The sequence below is a fragment of the Chromobacterium sp. W521 genome (assembly GCF_052805975.1).
The window spans coordinates 280,534-303,830 of record NZ_JBRBAF010000006.1 but is presented as its reverse complement, the minus strand read 5'-3'; the positions used below and the strand labels follow the sequence as shown (position 1 = coordinate 303,830).

24 protein-coding genes are annotated in these 23,297 nt (G+C 63.3%); 14 read left to right on the top strand and 10 right to left on the bottom strand.

Features of this window, described 5'->3' with window-relative positions; genetic code table 11:
- The first annotated feature begins 364 nt into the window (after positions 1-364).
- From ACUXV1_RS11805 to rraA, 7 genes are all read left to right on the top strand, one after another.
- Positions 365-676, top strand: coding sequence for a DUF485 domain-containing protein (locus tag ACUXV1_RS11805; protein WP_019104526.1), 312 nt, complete (start codon positions 365-367; stop codon positions 674-676).
- Complete coding sequence (locus ACUXV1_RS11800; RefSeq protein WP_019104527.1) at positions 673-2,352, top strand: cation acetate symporter; 1,680 nt, start codon at positions 673-675, stop codon at positions 2,350-2,352. Before ACUXV1_RS11805 ends, ACUXV1_RS11800 begins: the two co-directional genes overlap by 4 nt.
- A gap of 111 nt (positions 2,353-2,463) precedes the next feature.
- On the top strand, positions 2,464-4,428 hold the full coding sequence (gene acs, locus ACUXV1_RS11795; protein ID WP_194426711.1) for an acetate--CoA ligase: 1,965 nt from the start codon (positions 2,464-2,466) through the stop codon (positions 4,426-4,428).
- Between the two features lie 131 nt (positions 4,429-4,559).
- Positions 4,560-5,270 (top strand): electron transport complex subunit RsxB, encoded by a 711-nt coding sequence (gene rsxB, locus ACUXV1_RS11790; protein WP_446015474.1) that lies wholly within the window; start codon positions 4,560-4,562, stop codon positions 5,268-5,270.
- A complete protein-coding gene (gene nth, locus ACUXV1_RS11785) occupies positions 5,267-5,914 on the top strand; it encodes an endonuclease III (RefSeq protein WP_043633752.1) in 648 nt (215 codons plus the stop codon). Before rsxB ends, nth begins: the two co-directional genes overlap by 4 nt.
- Positions 5,915-5,983: 69 nt before the next feature.
- Entirely contained in the window at positions 5,984-7,465 is a 1,482-nt protein-coding gene (locus ACUXV1_RS11780) for a DegQ family serine endoprotease (protein ID WP_043633755.1), read from the top strand.
- A 124-nt stretch (positions 7,466-7,589) separates the two neighbouring features.
- Complete coding sequence (gene rraA / locus ACUXV1_RS11775; RefSeq protein ID WP_043633757.1) at positions 7,590-8,078, top strand: ribonuclease E activity regulator RraA; 489 nt, start codon at positions 7,590-7,592, stop codon at positions 8,076-8,078.
- Positions 8,079-8,134: 56 nt separating this feature from the next.
- Here rraA and ACUXV1_RS11770 read toward each other — a convergent pair whose 3' ends face one another.
- The 7 genes from ACUXV1_RS11770 to pcnB form a co-directional block, all read right to left on the bottom strand.
- Positions 8,135-8,548, bottom strand: a complete 414-nt coding sequence (locus ACUXV1_RS11770; protein WP_446015473.1) for a GFA family protein — start codon at positions 8,546-8,548, stop codon at positions 8,135-8,137.
- A gap of 227 nt (positions 8,549-8,775) precedes the next feature.
- Positions 8,776-9,156: an aspartate 1-decarboxylase gene (gene panD, locus ACUXV1_RS11765; RefSeq protein ID WP_019104534.1), complete on the bottom strand. Its 381-nt coding sequence runs from the start codon at positions 9,154-9,156 to the stop codon at positions 8,776-8,778.
- Positions 9,157-9,178: 22 nt separating this feature from the next.
- Positions 9,179-10,012, bottom strand: coding sequence for a pantoate--beta-alanine ligase (gene panC / locus ACUXV1_RS11760; protein ID WP_019104535.1), 834 nt, complete (start codon positions 10,010-10,012; stop codon positions 9,179-9,181).
- Positions 10,013-10,037: 25 nt separating this feature from the next.
- Positions 10,038-10,829 (bottom strand): 3-methyl-2-oxobutanoate hydroxymethyltransferase, encoded by a 792-nt coding sequence (panB, locus tag ACUXV1_RS11755; RefSeq protein ID WP_019104536.1) that lies wholly within the window; start codon positions 10,827-10,829, stop codon positions 10,038-10,040.
- Positions 10,830-11,021: 192 nt separating this feature from the next.
- A complete protein-coding gene (locus ACUXV1_RS11750) occupies positions 11,022-11,657 on the bottom strand; it encodes a deoxynucleoside kinase (protein WP_019104537.1) in 636 nt (211 codons plus the stop codon).
- Positions 11,658-11,670: 13 nt separating this feature from the next.
- On the bottom strand, positions 11,671-12,159 hold the full coding sequence (folK, locus tag ACUXV1_RS11745; RefSeq protein ID WP_446015472.1) for a 2-amino-4-hydroxy-6-hydroxymethyldihydropteridine diphosphokinase: 489 nt from the start codon (positions 12,157-12,159) through the stop codon (positions 11,671-11,673).
- Positions 12,160-13,518: a polynucleotide adenylyltransferase PcnB gene (gene pcnB / locus ACUXV1_RS11740; protein WP_043591604.1), complete on the bottom strand. Its 1,359-nt coding sequence runs from the start codon at positions 13,516-13,518 to the stop codon at positions 12,160-12,162. It abuts the gene before it with no gap.
- Between the two features lie 204 nt (positions 13,519-13,722).
- Here pcnB and ACUXV1_RS11735 point away from each other — a divergent pair, with 204 nt between their 5' ends.
- The 5 genes from ACUXV1_RS11735 to ACUXV1_RS11715 all read left to right on the top strand — a co-directional run bounded on the left by ACUXV1_RS11735 (position 13,723) and on the right by ACUXV1_RS11715 (position 18,346).
- A complete protein-coding gene (locus tag ACUXV1_RS11735) occupies positions 13,723-14,481 on the top strand; it encodes a hypothetical protein (protein ID WP_114152530.1) in 759 nt (252 codons plus the stop codon).
- A gap of 327 nt (positions 14,482-14,808) precedes the next feature.
- A complete protein-coding gene (locus ACUXV1_RS11730; protein WP_081556130.1) occupies positions 14,809-15,108 on the top strand; it encodes a hypothetical protein in 300 nt (99 codons plus the stop codon).
- 147 nt (positions 15,109-15,255) lie between these two features.
- Complete coding sequence (locus ACUXV1_RS11725) at positions 15,256-16,662, top strand: MATE family efflux transporter (RefSeq protein WP_019104542.1); 1,407 nt, start codon at positions 15,256-15,258, stop codon at positions 16,660-16,662.
- Positions 16,659-17,684, top strand: a complete 1,026-nt coding sequence (murB, locus tag ACUXV1_RS11720) for a UDP-N-acetylmuramate dehydrogenase (protein WP_043633778.1) — start codon at positions 16,659-16,661, stop codon at positions 17,682-17,684. Before ACUXV1_RS11725 ends, murB begins: the two co-directional genes overlap by 4 nt.
- A gap of 44 nt (positions 17,685-17,728) precedes the next feature.
- The gene (locus ACUXV1_RS11715) at positions 17,729-18,346 is read left to right on the top strand and encodes an HAD family hydrolase (protein WP_446015471.1); all 618 of its coding nucleotides are present in this window, start codon (positions 17,729-17,731) and stop codon (positions 18,344-18,346) included.
- A 2-nt stretch (positions 18,347-18,348) separates the two neighbouring features.
- Here ACUXV1_RS11715 and ACUXV1_RS11710 read toward each other — a convergent pair whose 3' ends face one another.
- Entirely contained in the window at positions 18,349-18,729 is a 381-nt protein-coding gene (locus tag ACUXV1_RS11710) for an MAPEG family protein (protein WP_019104545.1), read from the bottom strand.
- Positions 18,730-18,892: 163 nt separating this feature from the next.
- Positions 18,893-19,567 carry an energy-coupling factor ABC transporter permease gene (locus ACUXV1_RS11705; protein WP_043633784.1) on the bottom strand — a complete coding sequence of 225 codons (675 nt, stop codon included), beginning with the start codon at positions 19,565-19,567 and terminating at the stop codon, positions 18,893-18,895.
- Between the two features lie 100 nt (positions 19,568-19,667).
- On the opposite strand from ACUXV1_RS11705, the gene nadC reads away from it, so the two are divergent.
- A complete protein-coding gene (gene nadC / locus ACUXV1_RS11700; RefSeq protein ID WP_203391000.1) occupies positions 19,668-20,513 on the top strand; it encodes a carboxylating nicotinate-nucleotide diphosphorylase in 846 nt (281 codons plus the stop codon).
- Between the two features lie 90 nt (positions 20,514-20,603).
- On the top strand, positions 20,604-22,484 hold the full coding sequence (locus tag ACUXV1_RS11695) for a sensor domain-containing diguanylate cyclase (RefSeq protein ID WP_043633790.1): 1,881 nt from the start codon (positions 20,604-20,606) through the stop codon (positions 22,482-22,484).
- Here the strand turns inward: ACUXV1_RS11695 and ACUXV1_RS11690 are convergent.
- Positions 22,462-23,160: a CoA pyrophosphatase gene (locus tag ACUXV1_RS11690; protein ID WP_446015470.1), complete on the bottom strand. Its 699-nt coding sequence runs from the start codon at positions 23,158-23,160 to the stop codon at positions 22,462-22,464. The genes ACUXV1_RS11695 and ACUXV1_RS11690 overlap by 23 nt on opposite strands.
- Positions 23,161-23,297: the final 137 nt, after the last annotated feature.

Sequence of the window (23,297 nt, the reverse complement as noted above, 5' to 3'; positions counted from 1 at the left end):
ATGGCGGCCTGAGCAAAGCTTGGCCGATGGCGGGTTTTTCTTGTGCGAGCCATTTTCAGCGTAATGCCGGCTAAATAACAAGCGTTTTGTGCCTCGCCACCGCCCTGTCCAAGCATTTGCGCAAAGGCGTTCGGCCGCCAAGGCAACCAGGACAAACCCCGGTCGCACTGACAACAGGACAACAATTTCACACCAGACAAAGAGTAAAAATTCTAATGTAAATACTTGATTTTACTTGATTTTTGCATCGCAACATCGGTCTGAATAATTTTACGCATCAAAAAAAGCGATTAGATTCGCCGCCACAGCCTCCCTTATGTTTTTAGCAGCGGCACTCTAAGCCGCGATCACAAAGGAGGATGCAATGAACGAGGACATACTCAAGAAAGTGCAGTCCAATCCCAAATTCAAGGAACTGGTGCACAAGAAAACCAGCCTGGGTTGGCAGCTCACTTTGATCATGCTGGCCATCTATTACGGTTTCATCCTGGTGCTGGCGTTCTCGCCGGCCACGCTGGGCCATCCGATCAGCGCCGGCGCCACCATGACCATAGGCATTCCCATCGGCGTGCTGATCATCATCTCGGCCTTCGTGTTGACCGGCATCTACGTCCGCCGCGCCAACACCGAATTCGACCTGCTCAACCAGCAAATCGTCGAGGAGTCCAAACAATGAAGCAACGCGTCTTGCAACTGGCCTGCGTCGCCGGCGTTCTACTGCCCTCCTTGGCCATGGCGGCCGGGGCCATTGAGGGCGATGTCAAACAACAGGCCACCAACTGGCACGCCATCATCATGTTCCTGCTGTTTGTGGCGTTTACCCTGTGTGTCACCTATTGGGCGGCTCGCCGCACCAAATCCGCCAGCGACTTCTACGCGGCCGGCGGCGGCATCACCGGTTTTCAAAACGGCCTGGCGATCGCCGGCGACTACATGTCCGCCGCGTCCTTCCTCGGCATTTCCGCCATGGTGTTCGAAAAAGGCTACGACGGCCTGATCTACTCGATGGGCTTCCTGGTCGGCTGGCCGGTGATCCTGTTCCTGGTGGCCGAACGCCTGCGCAATCTGGGCAAATACACTTTCGCCGACGTCGCCTCCTACCGGCTGCAACAAACGCCGGTGCGCAGCTTCGCCGCCACCTCCACACTGGTGGTGGTAGCCATCTACCTGATTGCGCAGATGGTGGGGGCTGGCAAGTTGATCCAGCTCTTGTTTGGCATGAGCTACACCTCCGCGGTGCTGATGGTGGGCGTGCTGATGGTGTGCTACGTGCTTTTCGGCGGCATGCTGGCCACCACTTGGGTGCAAATCATCAAGGCGGTGCTGCTGTTGTCCGGCGCCACCTTCATGGCCATCATGGTTCTGGCCACCGTGGGTTTCAGCCCGGAACTGATGTTTGAAAAAGCGGTGGCCGCGCATAGCAAGGGCGTCGCCATCATGGCGCCGGGCAAAACGGACCCCATCGACTCGATCTCGCTGGGTCTGGCGCTGATGTTCGGCACCGCCGGCCTGCCCCACATCCTGATGCGCTTCTTCACCGTGTCCGACGCCAAAGAGGCGCGCAAATCGGTGTTCTTCGCCACCGGCTTCATCGGTTACTTCTACATCCTCACCTTCATCATCGGCTTCGGCGCCATCATGCTGGTGCTGAACCAACCGGGCATGATGGAAACCGTGGTCAAAAACGGCAAATCCGTCACTCAGCTGATCGGCGGCAACAATATGGCGGCGGTGCACCTGGCCGAGGCCGTGGGCGGCGACATGTTCCTGGGCTTCATCTCCGCGGTGGCCTTCGCCACCATCCTGGCGGTGGTGGCCGGCCTGGCGCTGTCCGGCGCCTCCGCGGTGTCGCACGACCTGTACGCCAGCGTGATCAAAAAGGGCAAAGCCAACGAGGCCGACGAAATCCGCGTGTCCAAAATCACCACCGTGGTGCTGGGCGTGGTGGCCATCGTGCTGGGCCTGGTATTCGAGAAGCAGAACATCGCCTTCATGGTGGGCCTGGCCTTCTCCATTGCCGCCTCGGCCAACTTCCCGGTGCTGTTCCTGTCCATGTTCTGGAAAGGACTGACCACGCGCGGCGCGGTGATCGGCGGCTTCATCGGCCTGCTGTCCGCGGTGGTGCTGATCGTTCTGGGGCCGACGGTCTGGGTGGAGGTGCTCAAGCACGAACACGCGGTGTTCCCGTACAAGAACCCGGCCATCTTCTCGATGACCCTGGCCTTCGTTTCCACCTGGCTGATCTCGGTGCTGGACAAATCCCGTCAGGCCGATGAGGAAAAAGCCAAATTCGAAGCTCAGTTCGTGCGCGCGATGACCGGCATCGGCGCATCCGGGGCCTCCAAGCATTGACATTGACATAAGGCCGGGCCGAGGATGTCGGCCTGCCTTAAATACCCCACCGCGCCGCTCCAGCGGTTCCGGAGCGGCGGCATGACAACAAAGCTAATCCAGGAGAAGTTTATGTCCACGCTAGAATCCGTCCTCAAGGAAACCCGCAGCTTTCCGCCTTCCGACGATTTCCGCCAGAAAGCGGCAATCTCCGGAATGGAGGCGTACAACACGCTGTGCGAGCAGGCGGACGCAGATTACCTGTCGTTCTGGGGCGACCTGGCGCGCGACCTGATCACCTGGAAAAAACCGTTCACCCGCGTGTTGGACGACAGCCAAGCGCCGTTCTTCAAATGGTTCGACGATGGCGTGCTGAACATCTCCTACAACTGCCTGGACCGCCACCTGGCGGTCAACGCCAATCGCATCGCGCTGATTTTCGAGGCCGACGACGGCGCGGTCACCCGCGTCACCTACGCGGAATTGCACCGCCGCGTCTGCCAGTTCGCCAACGGCCTGAAGAGCCTGGGCGTGTCCAAGGGCGACCGCGTGGTGATTTACATGCCCATGGTGATCGAAGCCATCGTGGCGATGCAGGCTTGCGCGCGCATCGGCGCCATCCACTCCGTGGTGTTCGGCGGCTTTTCCGCCGGGGCGGTGCGCGACCGCGTTCAGGACGCCGGCGCCAAACTGGTGATCACCGCCAACGAAGGCCTGCGCGGCGGCAAGAGCGTGCCGCTGAAAGCCACGGTGGATGAAGCGCTGGCGATGGGCGGGTGCGACAGCGTCAAACACGTGATCGCTTATCAGCGTACCCAAAACGCGGTCGCCTGGAGCGAGGGCCGCGACGTATGGTGGCACCAGCTGACCAGCGGCCAGCCGGAGCAATGCGAACCGGAATGGATGAACGCCGAGGATCCGCTGTTCATCCTTTACACCTCTGGCTCCACCGGCAAACCCAAGGGCATTCAGCACAGCAGCGCCGGCTATCTGCTGGGCGCCGCCAACAGCTTCCGCTGGGTATTCGACTACAAACCCAACGACGTGTTCTGGTGCACCGCCGACGTGGGCTGGATCACCGGCCACAGCTATATTTGCTACGGCCCTTTGGCCAACGGCGCCACTCAGGTGATCTTCGAAGGCGTGCCCACCTATCCGGACGCCTCACGCTTCTGGCGCATGATAGAGCAGCACAAGGTCAGCATTTTCTACACCGCGCCCACCGCCATCCGCTCGTTGATCAAGCTGGGCGCGGACCTGCCCAAGCAGCACGACCTGTCCAGCCTGCGCCTGCTCGGCACCGTGGGCGAGCCGATCAACCCCGAAGCCTGGATCTGGTATCACGAAACCGTGGGCGGCGGCCGCTGCCCCATCGTGGACACCTGGTGGCAGACCGAAACCGGCTCCATCCAGATTTCGCCGCTGCCCGGCGCGGTGGCCACCAAACCCGGCTCGTGCACGCTGCCGCTGCCCGGCATCATGGCCGACATCGTCGATGAATCCGGCGCCCAGGTGGACCCTGGCCGCGGCGGTTTCCTGGTGATCAAGAAGCCCTTCCCCAGCCTGGTGCGCACCATCTGGAACGATCCGGAGCGCTTCAAGAAAACCTATTTCCCGGAAGAGTTCAACGGTCAGTACTACCTTGCCGGCGATTCCGCCAACCGCGACGAGAACGGCTATTTCTGGATCATGGGCCGCATCGACGACGTGCTGAACGTGTCCGGCCACCGCCTGGGCACCATGGAGATCGAATCCGCTCTGGTGGCCAACCCGCTGGTGGCCGAGGCCGCCGTGGTCGGCAAGCCGCACGAGGTCAAGGGCGAGGCGGTTGTGGCCTTCGTCGTGCTCAAAGGCGCGCGCCCGCAGGGCGAGGAAGCCAAGAAAGTGGCGGCCGAGCTCAAAAACTGGGTGGCGCACGAGATTGGCAAGATCGCCCAGCCGGACGACATCCGCTTCGGCGAAAACCTGCCCAAGACCCGCTCCGGCAAGATCATGCGCCGCCTGCTGCGCTCCATCGCCAAGGGCGAAGAGATCACCCAAGACGTATCCACGCTGGAAAACCCGCAGATTCTGGAGCAGCTGCAACATCCGCTGTGATCAAGCCATCGTCCGCCGCACCCGCAGGAGCCGTCGCGCAAGCGACGGCTTTTTCACTCCTTCCGCGCCCTCATCCGCCATCCGGGTGTTGAAGCCATTCGCCGTAGCGTCGATAATTAGCGGTTTTTCAAGTGGAATCCGACAGCATGCCCGTTATCCCCCTGGTCGAAAGGATCGACGCCCTGCTGCCCCAGACCCAATGCGGACAATGCAGCCACGCCGGCTGCCGACCGTATGCGGAGGCGCTGGCGGAAGGCCGCGACCCGATCAACCGCTGCCCGCCGGGCGGCGACGACGGCATCCGGGCGCTGGCGGAGCTGCTGGGCCGGGACGTCATTCCCTTCGCCCCCGACGGCCCGCAGCCCAAACCGCGGGCGCTGGCCGTGATACGCGAAGACAGCTGCATAGGCTGTACGCTGTGCATCCAGGCCTGCCCGGTGGACGCCATCGTAGGCGCCGCCAAGCAGATGCACACCGTCATCGCCTCCGAATGCACCGGCTGCGAGCTATGCCTCGCGCCCTGTCCGGTGGACTGCATCGACTTGGTCCCCGTGGCCGACCCAGCCGACGGCGAGCGCGACCGCGTGATGGCGCGCGCCGCCCAGGCCCGCATGCGCTACGAACGACGCCAAGCGCGCAAAACGCGCGAACAAGAAGACAAGGCCAGACGCCTGGCCGAGCGCGCCGCGGTAAGCGCCGCGTCGTCGCCTCCGGCCGCAGCGCCGGTCGCCGCGGCCGCTTCCGCGCCGGCGGCCGACAAAAACGAATTGATCCGCAAGGCGATGGAACGCGCCGCCGCGATGCGCGCCGCCCGCGAACAAGCAGACAAGGACAAGCCGTGAACGCCGTCAAACGCAAAGAAATATTCGCCCGTCTGCGCGACGCCAACCCGCACCCCACCACCGAACTGGAGTACAGCAGCCCGTTCGAACTGCTGATCTCGGTGCTGCTGTCGGCGCAAGCCACCGACGTCAGCGTCAACAAGGCCACGCGCCGCCTCTACCCCGTGGCCAACACCCCGGCGGCCATGCTGGCGCTGGGAGAAGAATCGCTGGCGGACTTCATCAAGACCATAGGCTTGTACAAGACCAAGGCCAGAAACGTGATCGCCACCTGTCGTCTGCTGCTGGAAAAGCACGGCGGCGAAGTGCCGCAAACCCGCGAGGCCTTGGAGGCGCTGCCCGGCGTCGGCCGCAAAACGGCCAACGTGGTGCTGAACACTGCTTTCGGTCAGCCTACCATCGCGGTGGACACCCATATTTTCAGGGTCGCCAACCGCACCCGGATCGCGCCCGGCAAAGACGTGCGAGAAGTTGAGGATAAGCTGGTAAAATACATCCCCGACGAATTCAAAATCGACGCGCACCACTGGCTGATCCTGCTCGGACGCTATGTCTGTAAAGCCAGAAAGCCTGAATGCGAGCGTTGCGTCATCGCCGATCTCTGCGAATATCCGGCAAAAACCGTTATGATTAAAGACAACTGAATCAAATACTGGAAAAACTCCGGTTCCGCCCTTATTTTCCGCATAGACATCAACCTAAAAGGATAGCCTGTGACAACGTATCTGCGCACCCTGGTTGGCGCCTTGCTCGCAGCCTCGTTGCTGTCCGGCTGCGACAAGGTCGAGCGCTTCTTCAAAGGCAACTCCCAACCCGCGCCGGTCGCCATTCCCGCACAACAGGATGGCCGCGTCGCCATGCTGCTGCCGGACTTCACTCAATTGGTCACCCGCGACGGACCGGCGGTGGTGAACATCCAGGCCAGCCGCGAAGAAAGCGGCGGCGCCCAAGCCAGCAACCTGCCGATTCCCGTACCGGAAGACGATCCGCTGTACGACTTCTTCCGCCGCTTCATCCCCAATCATCCGCCTCAACGCGAACAGCCGCAGGAAGAAAGCGTCTCCTTCGGCTCCGGTTTCATCATCAGCGCCGACGGCTACATCCTGACCAACGCCCACGTAGTGGCGGACAGCCAGCAGGTCAAAGTCATGCTGACCGACAAGCGCGAGCTGCGCGCCAAGCTGGTGGGCGTGGACAAGCGCACCGACGTGGCACTGCTGAAAGTGGCGGCGGCGGACCTGCCGGTGGTCAAGATAGGCAGCCCGGCTGACTTGAAGGTCGGCGAATGGGTAGCCGCCATCGGCGCGCCGTTCGGCTTCGACAACACCGTCACGGCCGGCATCGTTTCCGCCAAGGGCCGCAGCCTGCCGGACGAGAACTTCGTCCCCTTCATCCAGACCGACGTGGCGATCAACCCCGGCAACTCCGGCGGCCCGCTGTTCAACCTGCGCGGCGAAGTAGTGGGCATCAACTCGCAGATTTACAGCCGTTCCGGCGGCTTCATGGGCATTTCCTTCGCCATCCCCATCGACTTGGCGATGAGCGTGGTCGATCAGCTCAAGGCCAAGGGCAAGGTCAGCCGCGGCCAGTTGGGCATCAACATCCAGGAAGTCACCCAGGAACTGGCGCAGTCCTTTGGCCTTCAGCGCCCCAGCGGCGCGCTGGTGGTGCGCGTCGATCCCAAGGGACCGGCCTCTCGCGCCGGCCTGCAAGCCGGCGACATCATCCTGAAGCTGGACGGCAAAGCGATAGAAAGCTCCAAGGATCTCCCGGTGCAGGTTGGTTCCTTGCAACCGGGCACCAAGATCAAGCTGACGGTGTGGCGCAAGGGCGTGGAGAAGGAGCTGGAAGCCACGCTGGCGGAACTTGCTCAGGACGCGCCAAGCACGCAGCAGCCTCAGGAGGAAAACACGCCGCAGGGCTTCCAGTTTGGCAAACTGGGGCTGACGCTGAGCGAACTGACGCCTAATCAGCGTTCGGAGTTGGGCGTGCGCGGCGGCTTGCTGATCCAGAAAGCGCAAGGCCCCGCCGCCCGCTCCGGCCTGCAGGCGGGCGATGTGATCCTGGGCTTGAACCAGGTGGAAGTGTCCACCATCGCACACTTCGAAAAAGCATTGGCCAGCGCCAAAGGCCATATCGCCCTGCTGGTGCGACGCAACGAGGCCGTATTGTTCGTGCCTCTGCGGCTGGAATAACCCCCGCCTCAATACGCAACGCCCAAAGCCGCCGTCAGGCGGCTTTTTCATTTCTCCGGCATATCGCCCGCGCGCTCGCGCTGCTAGGATTAAGCTTTCGCCATCCGCCCACAGGAGAGCCGCCATGGACTTTCACACAGCCGATCTATGCGATCAGTTCGACGAGCAACTACAGGTGTTGACGCCCGCGCTGCAACGCTACGGCGGGCAGACCCGCTTTTACGGCCGCATCGAAACCCTGAAGCTGTTTGAGGACAACAGCCTGGTGCGGGAAGCGCTGAGTCAGAACGGCGCCGGCAAAGTGCTGGTGGTGGACGGCGGCGGCTCGCTGCGCTGCGCGTTGCTGGGCGATCAACTGGGCGTGCTGGCGGTGGCCAACGGCTGGGCCGGCGTGGTGATCAATGGTTGCATTCGCGACTCCGCCGCCTTGAACAAGCTGGCGCTGGGCATACGCGCGCTAGGCGTCCATCCGCGAAAGTCGGTGAAGCGCGGCGAAGGCCAGCGCAATCTGAGCGTGGAGTTCGGCCAAGTGCGCTTCAGCCCCGGCCACTGGTTGTACGCAGACGAGGACGGGGTGGTCGTCGCGCCGGGCGCGCTGCACCCCGCGCCGTGACGCGAGGACTCCTTCAGCCCTCTTCGCTCTTGCTCGCGGGAGCGTAAATGCGCGGTTCAAGCCTCGCTGCGTTGATAGATGGGCAGTTCTTGCTGCGCGGCGGGGCTGCCCCAGGGCAGGTGATGCTCCCACCAGATATGTCCGGCCGGCACCACCCGTTCCGGATGGTCCAGCGAAGACACGGTGATGTCGAGCTCCTCCGGGTCCGATTCGTGGCGGTAAGTCAGGGTGGAGCCGCAATGCGGGCAGAACCCCCGGCTGACCGCCGCCGAGGAGTGATACAGCACCGGTTTTTCACCGCGCCAGTCCAGATCGGCCACGCGAACGGTGAACCAGGTCACGAAGGCCGCGCCGCTGGCTCGGCGGCAGCTTTTGCAATGGCAGTGCACCACATCGTAAGGCTCGGCGCGCAAACGGTAACGCACCGCGCCGCACAGACAACCTCCAGTCAGATTCTGGCTCGCGCTCATGATGCCTCCCTCGCTGCTGGGTTGACGATGGATTAAGAAACGGCCGTCCCCGCCAGCCCAAACCGGCAGTCAGACACCTCCGCTTTTTAAATATGATTCACCGCCGCCGCCAACGACAAGCTCAACCGCCAAATTAAGCGGGCCGCCGCCGCCAAGCTGATGCTGTGCCGCAACAAAACACAACGGCCGCCCTGAGGCGGCCGCTAATGGGCGAAACCGGAGACGGATCAGGCCGCCTGCGTCGGGGTTGCGCCCTTGACCTCGGTCATCTGGTTGTCGGCGTCGACGAATACCAGCTTGGGCTGATGATTCTTCAGCTCCGCGGCCTCGTACTGGGCGAAGGAGGCGATGATCAGCAGATCTCCCGGCGCGGCGCGGCGCGCGGCGGAACCGTTGACCGAGATGGTCCCGGAACCGCGCTCGGCCTTGATCGCGTAGGTGGCGAAACGCTCGCCGTTGGTGACGTTCCAGATCTGCACTTCTTCGTACTCCAGAATATCCGCCGCTTCCAGCAGGTTCTCGTCAATCGCGCAGGAACCGATATAGTGCAACTCGCTGTGCGTGGTGGTTACACGGTGGAGCTTGGATTTGAGCATATTGCGCTGCATGATTGCATCCTTCGTCCGCTGATCAGCGGAACACTTCGATGTTGTCGATCAGGCGGGTGCGCCCCAGTCGGGCGGCCGCCAGCACCACCAGGCGTTTTTCGCCGGCGTGCGCCACCGCCAGGGTGTCGGCCTGGCGAATTTCCACGTAATCCACTATCCAGCCGGCTTGGGCCAGATCGTCGCGCGCGGCCTGTTCCAGCGCCGCGTAGTCATGATCGCCATCCTGCAGCCGCTGCCGTATCTGCTCCAGATTGCGGTACAAACGCGGCGCTTCGGCGCGCTCTTCCGCGCTCAGATAACCATTGCGCGAGGATAGCGCCAGGCCGTCGTCGGCGCGGCCGGTGTCCACCGGCACGATCTCGATCGGCGAATTCAGGTCGTCCACCATTGCTCGGATCACATGCAGCTGCTGGAAGTCTTTCTTGCCGAAGCAGGCCAGATCCGGCTGCACGATGTTGAACAGCTTGGTCACCACGGTGGCGACACCGCGGAAGTGGCCGGGGCGGAAAGCGCCGCACAGCTCGTTCTGAATATTCGGCGGCTCCACGTTGAAGTCCTGACGCACGCGCGGATACAACTCCTGCTCCTCGGGGAAGAACAAGGCATCCACGCCGGCAGCGCGCAGCTTATCGCAATCGGCGTCGAAGGTGCGCGGATAGGCGCCGAAGTCCTCGCCCTGGCCAAATTGCAGCCGATTGACGAAGATGCTGACCACGACCTTGTCGGCGCGTTCGCGCGCCGCCTTGACCAGGGCCAGATGCCCTGCGTGCAGATTGCCCATGGTGGGCACGAAGGCGAGCTTGCCCGCCTGGCGACGCCAGGCGCGCATCTCCGCCACGGTACGAATGATTTCCATTATTTGATGTCCTGGGCAGAGCCGATCAGAAAGTATGTTCCGCCGCCGGGAAGGACTTATCCTTCACCGCCTGCACATAGGACTGCACCGCGCCTTGGATGCTGCCGGCCTCAGCCATGAAGTCCTTGACGAAACGCGCCTTCTTGCCTGGGTACACGCCCAGCATGTCGTGCAGCACCAGCACCTGGCCGGACACATCGACGCCGGCGCCAATGCCTATGGTGGGCACGGAAATCGACTCGGTGATCTCGCGCGCCAGTTCCGCCGGCACGCACTCCATCAGCACCAGACTGGCGCCGGCTGCGGCATGCGCCTTCGCGTCGTTGACGATGCGGCGCGCATCTTCCTCGCTCTTGCCCTGCACTCGATAGCCGCCGAAAGTGTTGACGAACTGCGGCGTCAGGCCAATGTGGGCGCACACCGGCACGCCGCGCTCCACCAGGAAGCGTGTGGTATCGGCCATATAAGCGCCGCCTTCCAGCTTCACCATGTGCGCGCCGGCCTGGATGATGCGGGCGGCGTGGGCGAAGGCCTGCTGCGGGCTTTCCTGATAAGCGCCGAAAGTCATGTCGCCCAGCACCATGGCCTGCTTGGCGCCGCGCGCCACGCAACGCACGTGGTAAAGCATTTCTTCTTCGGCCACCGGCAGCGTGGAGTCTATGCCCTGCACCACCATGCCCAGCGAATCCCCCACCAACAGAATTTCCACCCCGGCTTGCTCCAGCAAGGTGGCGAAGCTGGCGTCGTAACAGGTCAGCATGGCGATCTTTTGCCCTTCCTGAGCCATTTTCTGCAGGGTGTTGACGGTAATTTTCATGCCCGTTCTTCCTCGTTCAGTCGTCCATATCAACCGGCGGGGCGCTTAAAACCTGTTTACGATCTGCTGCACATCAGCGATACGGCGTTGAAAACGGTGACGCACCCCTTGTACATTCCGTTTTCTCAGCCGCAAGGCCTTGTCTCACTCTAGCTCGCTAGATCGGCAAACAGGCTCTGAGCGCGCGGCGGCTCAGACGCTCTTGTTGAAATAGTTGCGCTGGCCTCGCGCTTCGCTGATGCAGCGGATCAGCAGTTCGAAGTCCTCGTCTCCATCGACCAGATTCAGGTGATCGGTATTGACGATCAGCAGCGGCGCGGCCTCGTACTGATGGAAAAATTCGCTGTAGGCCTGATGCACGCGCTTCAGATAGCCTTCGGGGAAATTGACTTCGTACTCCGCCGCCCGCGCGGCCACCCGGCTCAGCAGGTTTTCCTCGGACGCCTGCAAATAGATCACCAGATCCGGCACCGGATGTTCCGGCATCGCCAGCGACGCCAGGCGCTTGTACAGCGCCAATTCGGCCTCGTCCAGATTGATCTTGGCGAACAGCGCGTCCTTCTCGAACAGGAAGTCCGACACCAGCGGGCTGGCCAGCAGTTCGCCGTTCAGCATGCTCTTGGCCATATCGGCGCGTTGCAGCATGAAGGACAGTTGGGTGGACAGGCCGTGAGCCGGCAGGTTGCGGTAGAAGCGCGGCAGGAAAGGATTGGCGGCGGGGTCTTCCGCCAGCATGCGCACGCCCCAGTATTCCGACAGCCGGCGCGCCAGAGAGGATTTGCCCGCGCCGATCGGCCCTTCGACCACGACATAACGCAATTGACTCATCGCTCGCTTCCTCTTAGCTAGTTGTTTCGAGACGCTCCACGCCTTGATCGGCGAGTCCGGCGGCCAGTTCGCCGGCCGTGCCCAGCTCCGGCAGCGTCAGATCAGGAGCGATCTCCGCCAGCGGGATCATGACGAAGCCGCGCAAATGCATGCGCGGATGCGGCAGGGTCAAGTCTTCGTCGGTCTGGGCGACGCCGCTGTAATACAGCAGATCCAGATCCAACACCCGCGGCGCATTGCGGAAAGTGCGCACCCGGCCAAACTCGGCCTCGATCGCCAGCAGCCTGCGCAGTAATTCGCGCGGAGCCAACGCGGTGCCCACTTCCGCAACGGCGTTGATGAAGTCCGGTTGATCGGCATAGCCCACCGGCGCGGTGCGGTACAAGGCGGACTGCCGCGTCAACTCGGTATCGGGCAAGGCGGCGATCGCGGCCAGCGCGGCGCGGATTTGCGCCGCCGGCTGTTCAAGGTTGCTGCCCAGCGCGATGAAAGCCTGCGCCACTTAGGCCTCTCCGCCGGATTCGCCCGCGGCTTTGCGGCGATTAGCGGGACGGCGGCGGCGGCGTTTCTTGGCCGGATCCGGCTCGCCGCTGGCCTTGGCGATTTCCAGCAGTTGCTCGCGCTCTTCCTCGTCGGCGCGCTGGAAGTCGTTCCACCAGCCCACCAACTTCATGTCCACCTCGCCGGCTTCTCCGCGCAGCGCGAAGAAATCGTAAGCGGCGCGGAAGCGCGGCTGCTCCAGGAAGCGATAAGCGCGCTGGCCGCTGCGGCTGTCGAAACGCGACTGCAACATCCAGATTTCGCGCATGGTCACGCTGAAGCGGCGCGGAATGGCAAAATCGTTGTCCTGCTCGGACTCCACGTCGGCAATCGCTTGCGCCAGCGCGTACACCGCGCGGTCGCCGGCGTTCAAACGCTTCTGCCAACGCTGATACACCTGCTTCCACAACAGGGTGGCCAGCAGGAAACCCACCGACACCGGCTTGTCGGCGCGGATGCGCTGATCGGTGCTTTCCAGACCCAGCTTCAAGAACAAATCGTCGCCCTTGTCGTCCAGCACTGCGTCCAACAGTGGAAACACACCGCGCGCCATGCCTTCCTCGCGCAGCTTCTTAAGGCAGCCGTAGGCTTGGCCGGACATCAGCAGCTTGAGCATTTCATCGAACAGGCGCGCCGGCGGCTCCTTCTTCAGCAGATGAGCGTGGGTGCGGATGGGCTTGCGGGTGGCGTCGTCGATCTCGAAACCCAGCTTGGCCGCCAGGCGCACCGCGCGCAGCATGCGCACCGGGTCTTCCTGATAACGGCGGGCCGGCTGGCCTATCATCACCAGCTTGCGGGCGCGCAAGTCCTTGACGCCGTGATGATAGTCGATGACGGTTTCGTCGGACGGATCGTAGAACAGCGCGTTCACGGTGAAGTCGCGACGGTGGGCGTCCTCTTCCTGGCTGCCGAAACTGTTGTCGGCCATGATGCGGCCGGTTTCATTGGTGTCGTCCACAGAGCCGCCGCGGAAGGTGGTCACCTCGATGGTTTCCGGCCCCATCATCACGTGGACGATGCGGAAACGCCGGCCAATGATGCGGGAACGGCGGAACACCCGGTGCACTTCCTCCGGCGTTGCGTTGGTGGCAACGTCGAAATCCTTCGGTGACACGCCCAACATCAAATCGCGCACGGCTCCGCCCACCACATAGGCGGAAAAACCGGCCTCCTGCAGTCGGGTGGTGACTTTCAGCGCAGCGGAGCTGAGCTGGTCTCGGCGGATGCCGTGTTGCGGCAGAGGAATCACGCGCGCCTTGGTGCGGCGCTTGCCCATGCCGGCGGGCAGGTCCAGTACTTTACGGATAAACTTGCGGATCATTATGAGAAAGATAGTCGACTTGGAATGCCAGGATTCGCAAGACTAGTAGGTAGTCAAGCCGGCGATTATATCCCTATTCTTTGCAGAAAATACAATTCGCCGCCATATCCCGCCCCATGGCCGCCTCCACGGCCGCCAATTGCCCCCTATCGATGATAGGCATACAATCGCTGCCGATTCGCCGACTCCGACAAGACCCCTCCCGTGCGCCCTACTCTCAGCTTTCATCTCCAGACCATTCCCAACGTGCCCGCCATCCGCCAGCTTTATGAGCTGGATGGCGAAATCGGGGAGGCCGACGTCGCCGATTTCGTGCTGCAGCGCTGCCGCGCCCAAAGCGGCACCGACTTCATTCCCTTCCATTTGCACCGCGTGGTCGCCATCGCCGGCGTACTACAACAGGATGGACACACCCGTCTCGTCCAGCGGCTTGCCGTCGATGCCGGCGACGAAGCCGCGATGCTGGCGGACTGGCTCACCCTGCTGCGCGACAGCCGGGCGCAGTTGATCAGTTGGGACGGCTCTCGGCTGGACTTGCCGGTGTTGCTCCATCGCGCGCTGGCGCTGGGCTTGCAACTGCCGGAACAGCTCCGCGCCGGCCGGACGCCGGACGCGCATTGCGCGCTAAGCGAGATCCTGAGCGGCGGCCATGCCGAACTGGCCACTCCGTTGGGCGAGCTGGCCCGTCTGTGCGGCCTGCCCGGCGAAGCCGAACTCAACGGTCCTCGGCGCTGGGAACTGTATCGAGCCGGCAACGCCGACGCGCTCGCCGAACACAATGCCCGCCAGGCCGCCAGCTGCCACCTGTTGTGGCTGCGCCAGCAATGGGTGGAAGGCGCGCTGACCCCGGCCACCCATCAGGCCTGTAGACAAAGCTTGCGCGCCGTCATCGCTGCGCAACCGGAGCCGCACTGGCGCGGCTGGCTGGCCGAGTGGCGCGAGGAGGCCGCGCAAGGGGATTGACAGCCAAAAGCCAAAAGCATAGGCTGACATGCATGCGCCGATTTGACACAGCTTGCGGGCGCTTAACAAATGCCAGCTAAAGCGTCAAACCGGTGAACCCGCTTGCGCTCTTAGTCGTAGGCGGGTTTTCTTTTACCCGTACAGGCAGTTAAGCAGACCAATCGCTTCGGATCGATGCATGAGCCGCGCCCCGTTTCCGTTTCGGGCATGCGCGGCAGGCGCCGAGTTAATGACAACTTGCAGGGCGCCCAAAAATCCTGCTAAAGCGTCGCCGGCGAAACCCAGAACCGGCGCGCCAACTGCGACCGAACCCTCTGGAGAACCGCCATGTACGACTGCCTGCAAGATAGCTATACCGATTTCTCTTTTGCCAATTTCGACGCCGTGGGAAGACCTCGCCCCCTTTGCGGCAGCCTGAGCGCCTCTCCGCTCACGCCGGCCGACACCCCCGCCCTGCAACAGCTGGCGGATTTCGCCCATGAGCTGGGCTATGACCTGGAACGCAACGGCGAACAGCTAACCGTACAGGACATTTCGCTGGTGGACGCGCTCAGCATCAACGCACGCTTTGGCGGCGAGTTGCTGATCAGTTGCGATCTGCGCCGCGACCCGCCCGCGCGCTTCTGATCTGGAGGCACTGCGCTCCCGCTTCGCCGGGGGCGCTTCCGCGCGTCCGCCTTACTCTTGCCGCCCCATTGTCATGGCGCGGCAAAGACAAGGCAGACCCGCAGCCGGTATAATGGCCAGTTCTCCGAGCCATCCCGCCCTACTCCCATGCTGTTTGAAATCAATCGCGCCCCGCGCGGGGCCGTGCTGCTGGAAGCCCGTCAAATCAGCCGGCTGGCCTTGCCGATGATGATCGCTCAGATCGCGCAGGTGGCCACCGCCTTCGTCGACACCGTGATGGCGGGCCGCGTCAGCACCGACGACCTGGCCGCCGTCTCCCTAGGCGCCAGCGTTTTCATCACCTTCTACGTCACGCTGATGGGCATCGTCACCGCGCTCAACCCCATCCTGGCCCACCAGCTGGGGGCCGGCGAGCACGACAAATTCAAGGACACCGCGCGCCAGGGGCTGTGGTTCGGCCTGCTGATCGGCCTCTTGGGCGCGGCGATGATGGTGGCGCTGGAGCCGGCGCTGCGGCTGTGGCTGCACCTGCCGCCGGAAGTGACCGACAAGGTGATGCTGTTCATCACCGGCGCCGCGGTGGGCATGCCGGCGGCGATGACCCACCGGGCGCTGCACGCCTACGCATCCAGCCTGGGCCGCCCCAAGGCCATCATGGTGGTCAGCCTGTTGGCGCTGGCGCTGAACATTCCGCTCAACTATATCCTGATCCACGGCCTCTTCGGCCTGCCCAAGCTGGGCGGCGCCGGTTGCGGCTGGGCCACCGGCATCGTGTTCTGGTTCAACTGCCTGGCCCTGCTCGCCTATGTCAGCTGGCATCGCAATTTCCGCCAGTTCCGCCTGCTGGAGCGACTGCGCGGTCCGGATTGGCGCATGTACCGCGGCTTCCTCAAGCTGGGCGTGCCAATCGGCCTGTCCTTCTTCGTGGAAGTCAGCCTGTTCTCCTTCATCGCGCTGCTGATCGCCGAACTGGGCACCGTGGTGGTCGCCACCCATCAATCCGTGCTCAATTTTTCCAGCATCATCTACATGTTGCCGCAAAGCGTGGCCACGGCGATGTCCGTGCGCGTCGGCCATCATGTCGGCGCCGGCGACTACCGCGCCGCACGCTTCAGTTCCGGTGTAGGCCTGCTGCTGGGCTTGAGCATGGCCTTTTGCGCGATGCTCGCGGTGTTGCTGTTCCGCGAACCCATCATGCGCATGTACACGCCGGACCCGCGCGTGATCGCGATGGGCTCCACCCTCTTGCTGTTCGCGGCGGTCTACCAGTTGACCGACGCCGCCCAAACCATCGCCTCCGGCGCCTTGCGCGGCTACAAGCTGACCACGGTGCCGATGATTATTCACATCCTGTCGTTCTGGTGCGTTGGCCTGGGTCTGGGCATCACCCTGGGCCTGACTGACTGGCTGACCAAGAAGCCCATGGGCGTGTTTGGCTTCTGGACCGCGCTGGTCATCAGCCTGAGCGTGGCCGCGCTGTTCCTGACTCGCTATCTGGCGAGCGAAAGCCGCCGCCGCCTGCATCGACAACTTCAACCGGAACCGGCGCAATGAGCCTGACCTTCAGCCACCACTATCCGCTCAAACCGCTGAACACTTTCGGCATGGACGCGCGCGCGCGCGACTTCTGCCAGCTGGACTCGCTCTCTGATCTGCCGGCGCTACTGGAAAGCCCGGCCTACCGCGCCGGCCCCGTACTGTGGCTGGGCGGCGGCAGCAATCTGCTGTTCACCCGCGACTATTCCGGCCTGGTGGTCAAACTGGGGCTGCGCGGCATCCGCCTGCTGGAAGAAAGCGGCGACGATGTGATTGTCGAAGCGGCCGCCGGCGAAAACTGGCACGGCTTCGTGCTCCACACCCTGAGCCAGGGCTGGTACGGACTGGAAAATCTGAGCCTGATCCCCGGCACCGTTGGCGCCAGCCCAATCCAAAACATCGGCGCCTACGGCGTCGAGGCCAAGGACCACATCCATCAAGTGGTCTGCGCCGACCTCGATCACGGCGGCGCCGCACTGACGCTGGACAAGGCCGACTGCCGCTTCGGCTACCGTGACAGCGTGTTCAAACACGATGCCGCCGGCCGACTGCTGGTCACCGCGGTGCGTTTCCGCTTATCGCGCACGGCTCGGCTGCGCACCGGCTACGGCGATATCCAGCAAGAACTGAACGCCGCCGGCATCGCCGCGCCCACGCCACAAGACGTCAGCGACGCGGTGATTCGCATCCGTTCCAGCAAACTGCCCAACCCGGCCGAACTGGGCAACGCCGGCAGCTTCTTCAAAAACCCGGTTCTGCCGGCGGAGCAGGCGCAAGCTCTGCTGGCGCTCCATCCCGCGTTGCCGCACTATCCGGCAGCCGACGGCAAGGTCAAGCTGGCCGCCGGCTGGCTGATCGACCAGTGCGGACTGAAAGGCTATCGCGACGGCGACGCCGGCGTGCACGCGCGCCAGGCGCTGGTGCTGGTCAATCACGGCGCAGCCAGCGGCGACCAGATGCGCGCGCTGGCCGACAAGGTGCGCGCCGAGGTCCGTCAACGCTTTGGCGTGGAGCTGGAGCCGGAGCCCATCATTCTCTAAACAGCTGGCGCGAAACCCTCGCGCTCTCGACAAAAGGCGAAACGATGAATTCAAGCGTAGATGTGCTGGTATTCGATCTGGGCGGAGTATTGGTGGACTGGAACGGCATCGATCCGCTGGTGCGGCTTTCCCAGGGCAAGCTGAACCCGGAACAGGCCCGGCGCTTCTGGATGGAAACGCCGTGGATCGCCGAACTCGACACCGGCGCCTGCACGCCGGAAGCGTTCAGCGCCGCGATGGCAGAACACCTGGGGCTGGACATCGACGCGACGGAAATGACCGCGCAACTGGACAGCTGGCTGCGCGGCGCCTTCCCCGGCGCGGCGGAGATGCTGGCCCAGCTTGGCGCGCGCCATCGCCTGGCCGTGCTCAGCAACAACAACGCGCTGCACTGGGACAAAATCGAACGTGAATTCGATCTGCTGCACCGTTTCGACCGGCTATTCGCCTCCCATCTGATCGGCCTTCGCAAGCCGGACGACGAGGTATACCGTCATGTACAGCAAGAGTTGGACGTCCCCCCTCAGCGCATCGCCTTTTTCGACGACAACATAGAATGCGTGGACGCCGCCCGCCGCGCCGGCTGGCAAGCGTTTCACACCAAGGGCTTGGACCAGGTGCAGGCCGCTCTGCGCGCCAACGGCTGGCTGGACGCCGTCTAGCACTAGAACAGACCGCCGGCCTTGCAGAAGATCGCCACCACCGTCAGCAGCCCAATCAGCCAAGACAATGAGCGCAAGCTGGCCTGGTCAGCCAGGTACAACAAGCCGTGCGCAACCCGCGCCGCGATGAAGACCGCGGCGGCGGCATCCAGAAATGCCGGCGGCACATGCATTCCCCACCCCACCAGCACCGCGGCGGCGAAAGTTGGGAACGCCTCCCAGGCGTTCTGCTGCGCCCAATTAGCCCGCTGCCGATAACCGCTGGCCAGGGCCATCGCCTCACGCGGCTTGTGGTTGTCCACCCGCGAACCGGCTTTGGCCACCCCGGCCCAGATCAATGGCAGCAGAGCGGCCAGCAAAAGGCTCCATAACGCGAACGGCATATCATTCTCCTATGTTGATCCAGCCTCGAACAAAAGCTGCTTAAGATTTGCGAGTTAAGCGAGACAAGGCCTTGCGCCCAAGGACACGGAATACGCGGTTGGCTCATCGGCATAATGAAGCATGCTCGCCGCCCTCAAGGCGAAACGGATGATAAACAGCTTCTCACGGCGCGCGGCGCCTATGTCCCAGATAGCGCCCGTCGTCAAAGGTGGCCACCCATTCCGGCCGGTAAACCACCAGCACCGCAGCCAGCAAACCCGTGGTGAAAGCCTCCGACCATGATAATAAAAAATAGAACGGAAGCGTCTCTTCAAGCAACTGGTCCCAGGGATAGGCGCCAGCCAGCCCCAAGGCCAACAAGCCGGACAGGCCGGCGGCGAACATGCCGGCGCCGCCGGCGAGGAAGCCGTTGACGAAGACATAAACGAACAGATTACTGGGCAAGACGCGCTGACTCAAGCGCAGCGCCGCGGCGGACAGCGCCACCGGCGGCGCAATCATGCTCAAATAATTCAGACCCAGCGCCAGCGGATCGGCTTGTCCGCTCAAAGCCAGCGCCAGCAAGGGCAGCGCCAGCGCCAGCAAGGCCAGCCAGGGCCCCATCATCAAGGTGAACAAGCCGGCGCCCAGCAAATGGAAAGACAAGCCAGGCGCCACGCCGCCTCGCAACAGCCACAGGGCCAGCGCCAACACACAGGCGCCCATCCAGGCGTTGCAGGCAGGCAAGGGCAAAGCGCGCCAGGCCACCTGCCGCGCCGCCAGCGCCAGCAAAGACAAAGCCCCGCCATTGCTCAGCCAAAGCGCGACGTCGGGAAAAAATGATGCGGGCAAATCCATGACCTACCTACTGGCTTTATTATCCATTTCGAATGATACCAGAGGGTGCGCACCAACCCGTCTCCATTGGGTACAATGACGTTTTATTGGAGAGTTCCGCATGCCCGCTTTGCCCGCCCCTCACCTGATCGCCCAGCACGTCGCCGCCGCCCTGACCGAAGACATCGGCCGTTGCGACTGGACCGCCCTGCTGATTCCCGAACACAGCGCCGGCGCGGCGCGGGTGGTCGCGCGCGAGGCGGCTACCTTGTGCGGTCAGGCCTGGTTCGACGAATGCTTCCGCCAGGTTGACCCTGATTGCCAGGTGGAATGGCTGGCCGCCGAAGGTGAGCAAGTCGCCGCCGGCGCCGTGCTGTGCACTATCTCCGGCCCGGCGCGCGCGCTGCTAAGCGCGGAGCGCTCCGCGCTCAACTTCCTGCAAACCCTGTCCGCGGTCGCCAGCGAAACCCGCCGCTACGTCGACGCCGTGGCAGGCACCCGCGCCCGGATTCTGGACACGCGCAAGACCATGCCCGGACTGCGGCTGGCGCAGAAATACGCGGTGACGGTGGGCGGCGGCGACAATCAGCGCATTGGCCTGTTCGACGGTATCCTGATCAAGGAAAACCACATCATGGCCGCCGGCGGCATCGCCGCCGCGCTGCGGGCCGCGCAACAGCTGGCCCCCGCCGACGTCAGCCTGCAGATCGAGGTGGAAACGCTGGAACAACTGGAGGAAGCGCTGCGCCATGGCGCCAAGCTGGCGCTGCTGGACAATATGTCGCTGGAGCAAATGCGCGAGGCGGTGCGCTTGACCGCCGGCCGCGCTCTGTTGGAGGCCTCCGGCGGCGTGGACTTCGACACCGTGCGCGCGATTGCTGAAACCGGGGTCGACCGCATTTCCGTGGGCAAGCTGACCAAGGATATCCAAGCCGTCGATCTCTCGATGCGATTCACCACGGCCTGACGCCCCCGGACCCGCCCGCTGGTGGCGGGTTCCTGTCATACTTCGCCGCCTAGCGCTATAACTGGTTCATAACCCCCAATAACGAGCGTCATGGACTTCAACCTCCGCAAACGGAACAAACGCCCGGCACGCTATGCGATCTGGGGCTCCATTTTCTTCCTGCTAGCGACTCTGGCGTTGGTGGCTCTGGAACTGCTGAACACCTACCAACAGGAAGAGGAAAACGCGCTGCGACAGGCTAACGGCCTCAGTCAATTGCTGGCCGAGCGGCTGGCCGCCGGCGTCAGCGAAGCCGGGCTGATCCTGCAAAACACGAGTCAACTGCCCCAAGTCCAAACCCTGCTGCACACCGGCAAAAGCAGTGAAGACGGACAACAAAAACTGTATCAACAGCTGCAACAGCAACTGCAGCTGGCGCCCTATCTGAGCCGAATCGAAATCATAGACAGCGCCTGTCAGGCCATCTTCACCAGCCGCCAGGCCGCCATCGTGCGGCAGCCGCACAATGAATTCTGCCGCTGGCTGCATAGAAACGAAGACCCGGAAAACAGTTACACCGCCGCCCAACACAACCCCGAGCAACACGGCATCGTTCTGGCCAGCAAGCTGCGCGACGACAGCGGAAATGTCATAGGCATGGCCGCCGGCGTCATCGCCAACAATTTTTTCCAGGACGAAGTCTCTCGCGTCACCGTGGGTGAACACGGGGAAATCCTGGTGCTGGACCAACGCCAGCTGATGGTGGCGCGCTGGCCCAAACCGCCCAAGGGGCTGGAACGGCAGTTCCGGCCGCTCCAGCCGGCCAAACTACTCAGCCGCGACGGTAATCAGGCGCAATTCAGCGCGCCGTCCAATATCGACGGCGTCACCCGCTTGTACAGCCAAAGCCAGACGGGACGCTACCCGTTTCAAGTGGCGGTGGGCATCGCCCGCAAGGATTTCACCCGCTCCGTGCAGGAAAAGGCGACGCTGGCGCTGCTGGGCTGGCTGTTCATCGCCGGCATGACGCTGCTGGCCTTGCGCAATTATCTTTCCAATCTGCGTCAGCACACGCTGCTGAGCCGTAGCACGGACCTGATCCGGCAAAGCGAGGAAGAAGCCAAGCTGATTCTGGACACCGCGCCGCTGGCGCTGCTGTTGGTCAATCCCAAAACACGCCGCATTCAGCGCGCCAACGCGCTGGCGCGAGCCATGCTTCAGTTGCCGCCGCGCGCGCCAGGGACCAAGGAAGATTCGGACATTCTCAACCTGCCTTTTCGGCTGCAGCCGCTGGAACAGTGGCTGGAAGCCGGCCAGGAAATCGAGAGTCAGGAAATGGAGCTGGAACTGGAGGACCACAGCCGGCTCTGGGTCATTGTCTCCCTGCGTCCCTTGGGCGAGCGCACCCCGCCGTCCACCTTAGTGGCGCTCTACGACATCTCCAGCCGCAAAGAGCTGGAAGAGCAATTACAGGAAAGCAACCAGCAGCTGAGCGAAATGGCGGCCACCGACCCGCTGACCCATCTATACAATCGGCGCTACGCCGACATGATGCTCAAAGACGAAATCAGCCGCTGCGAACGCTATGGACAGTCATTGACCATCGCGGTATTCGACATTGATCACTTCAAGCAATTCAACGACCGGCACGGCCATCAGGCCGGGGACAATGTGCTGGTGGCCGTGGCCAACGCGCTGACAGACACCACGCGCAACACCGACATCAGCGCCCGGGTGGGCGGTGAGGAATTTCTAGTGATTTTCCCCTGCACCCGGCTGCGCGACGCGCAAAAAGTGATGGAACGGGTGCAAGTGGTGTTGAGTCAGACACGCTTCCCGCTGGTGGATCAGAGCGTGACCTTCAGCGGCGGATTAACCGACTGGAGGCCTCACGACACGCCGGAACTGATGCTGGCGCGCGCCGACCGCCTGCTTTACGAAGCCAAGGTCGCCGGCCGCAACATTCTGTTCAATGATCTGGACATGACCTGAACGGCGCCCCATCCTGCCCCGCGACGCCCAAGGCGTCGGACAGCAGCCACAGCATCGCCGCGGTGGCGCCCCAGATGCGGTGGCTCTGCCAGTCCAGCGACAGATAAGCTCGCAGATGGCCGTCGTCCCCCTGATGGCTGTGGCGCTGATAGGCCCCGGTATCCATCAAAAGCGGCAGCGGCGCCTCGAACACCTCCGCCACCTCTCCCGGTTCCGGGCTGAGCTCGAACGGCGGCAGCACCAATCCCACCACCGGCGTCACCACAAAGCCGGTAATCGTCACATAGTCCGGCAAACGTCCCAGCAGCCGGACATGGCTCTCCGCCAGCCCGGTCTCCTCTCGCGTTTCGCGCAGCGCGGCGCGCTCGGCGGAACCGTCGTCCCTCTCCAGCTTGCCGCCCGGAAAGCTGACCTGGCCGGCATGCGCCGGCAGATTTTCAGCGCGCCGGGTCAACAACACCGTCGGCCCCTCGCTATGCCACACCAGCGGCACCAGCACCGCCGCCGGCCGCAGCCCGCCATCGGCCTGCCGGAAACTGAAATCGCCCACCCTGCCGGTAAAGTCATAAGCCGAAAGCCGACCGGCGATCCAGTCGGCCGCTTCTCCCGCCTCCATCGACCACATATTATTGTCCCCTGCCGTCATCCACTCGCCGGGCCAACACGCCAGCGGCATCCTTGCTCCATCTTAGGCCAAATCACGACCTCTCTGTCGGCGCCGCCATGGCTATTAACAAAAAACCCGCGCGCCAAGCACCTGAACGGCGCCGGCGGACGCGGGCAAAAAAAATGCCAGGCGGCGAGCCTGGCACA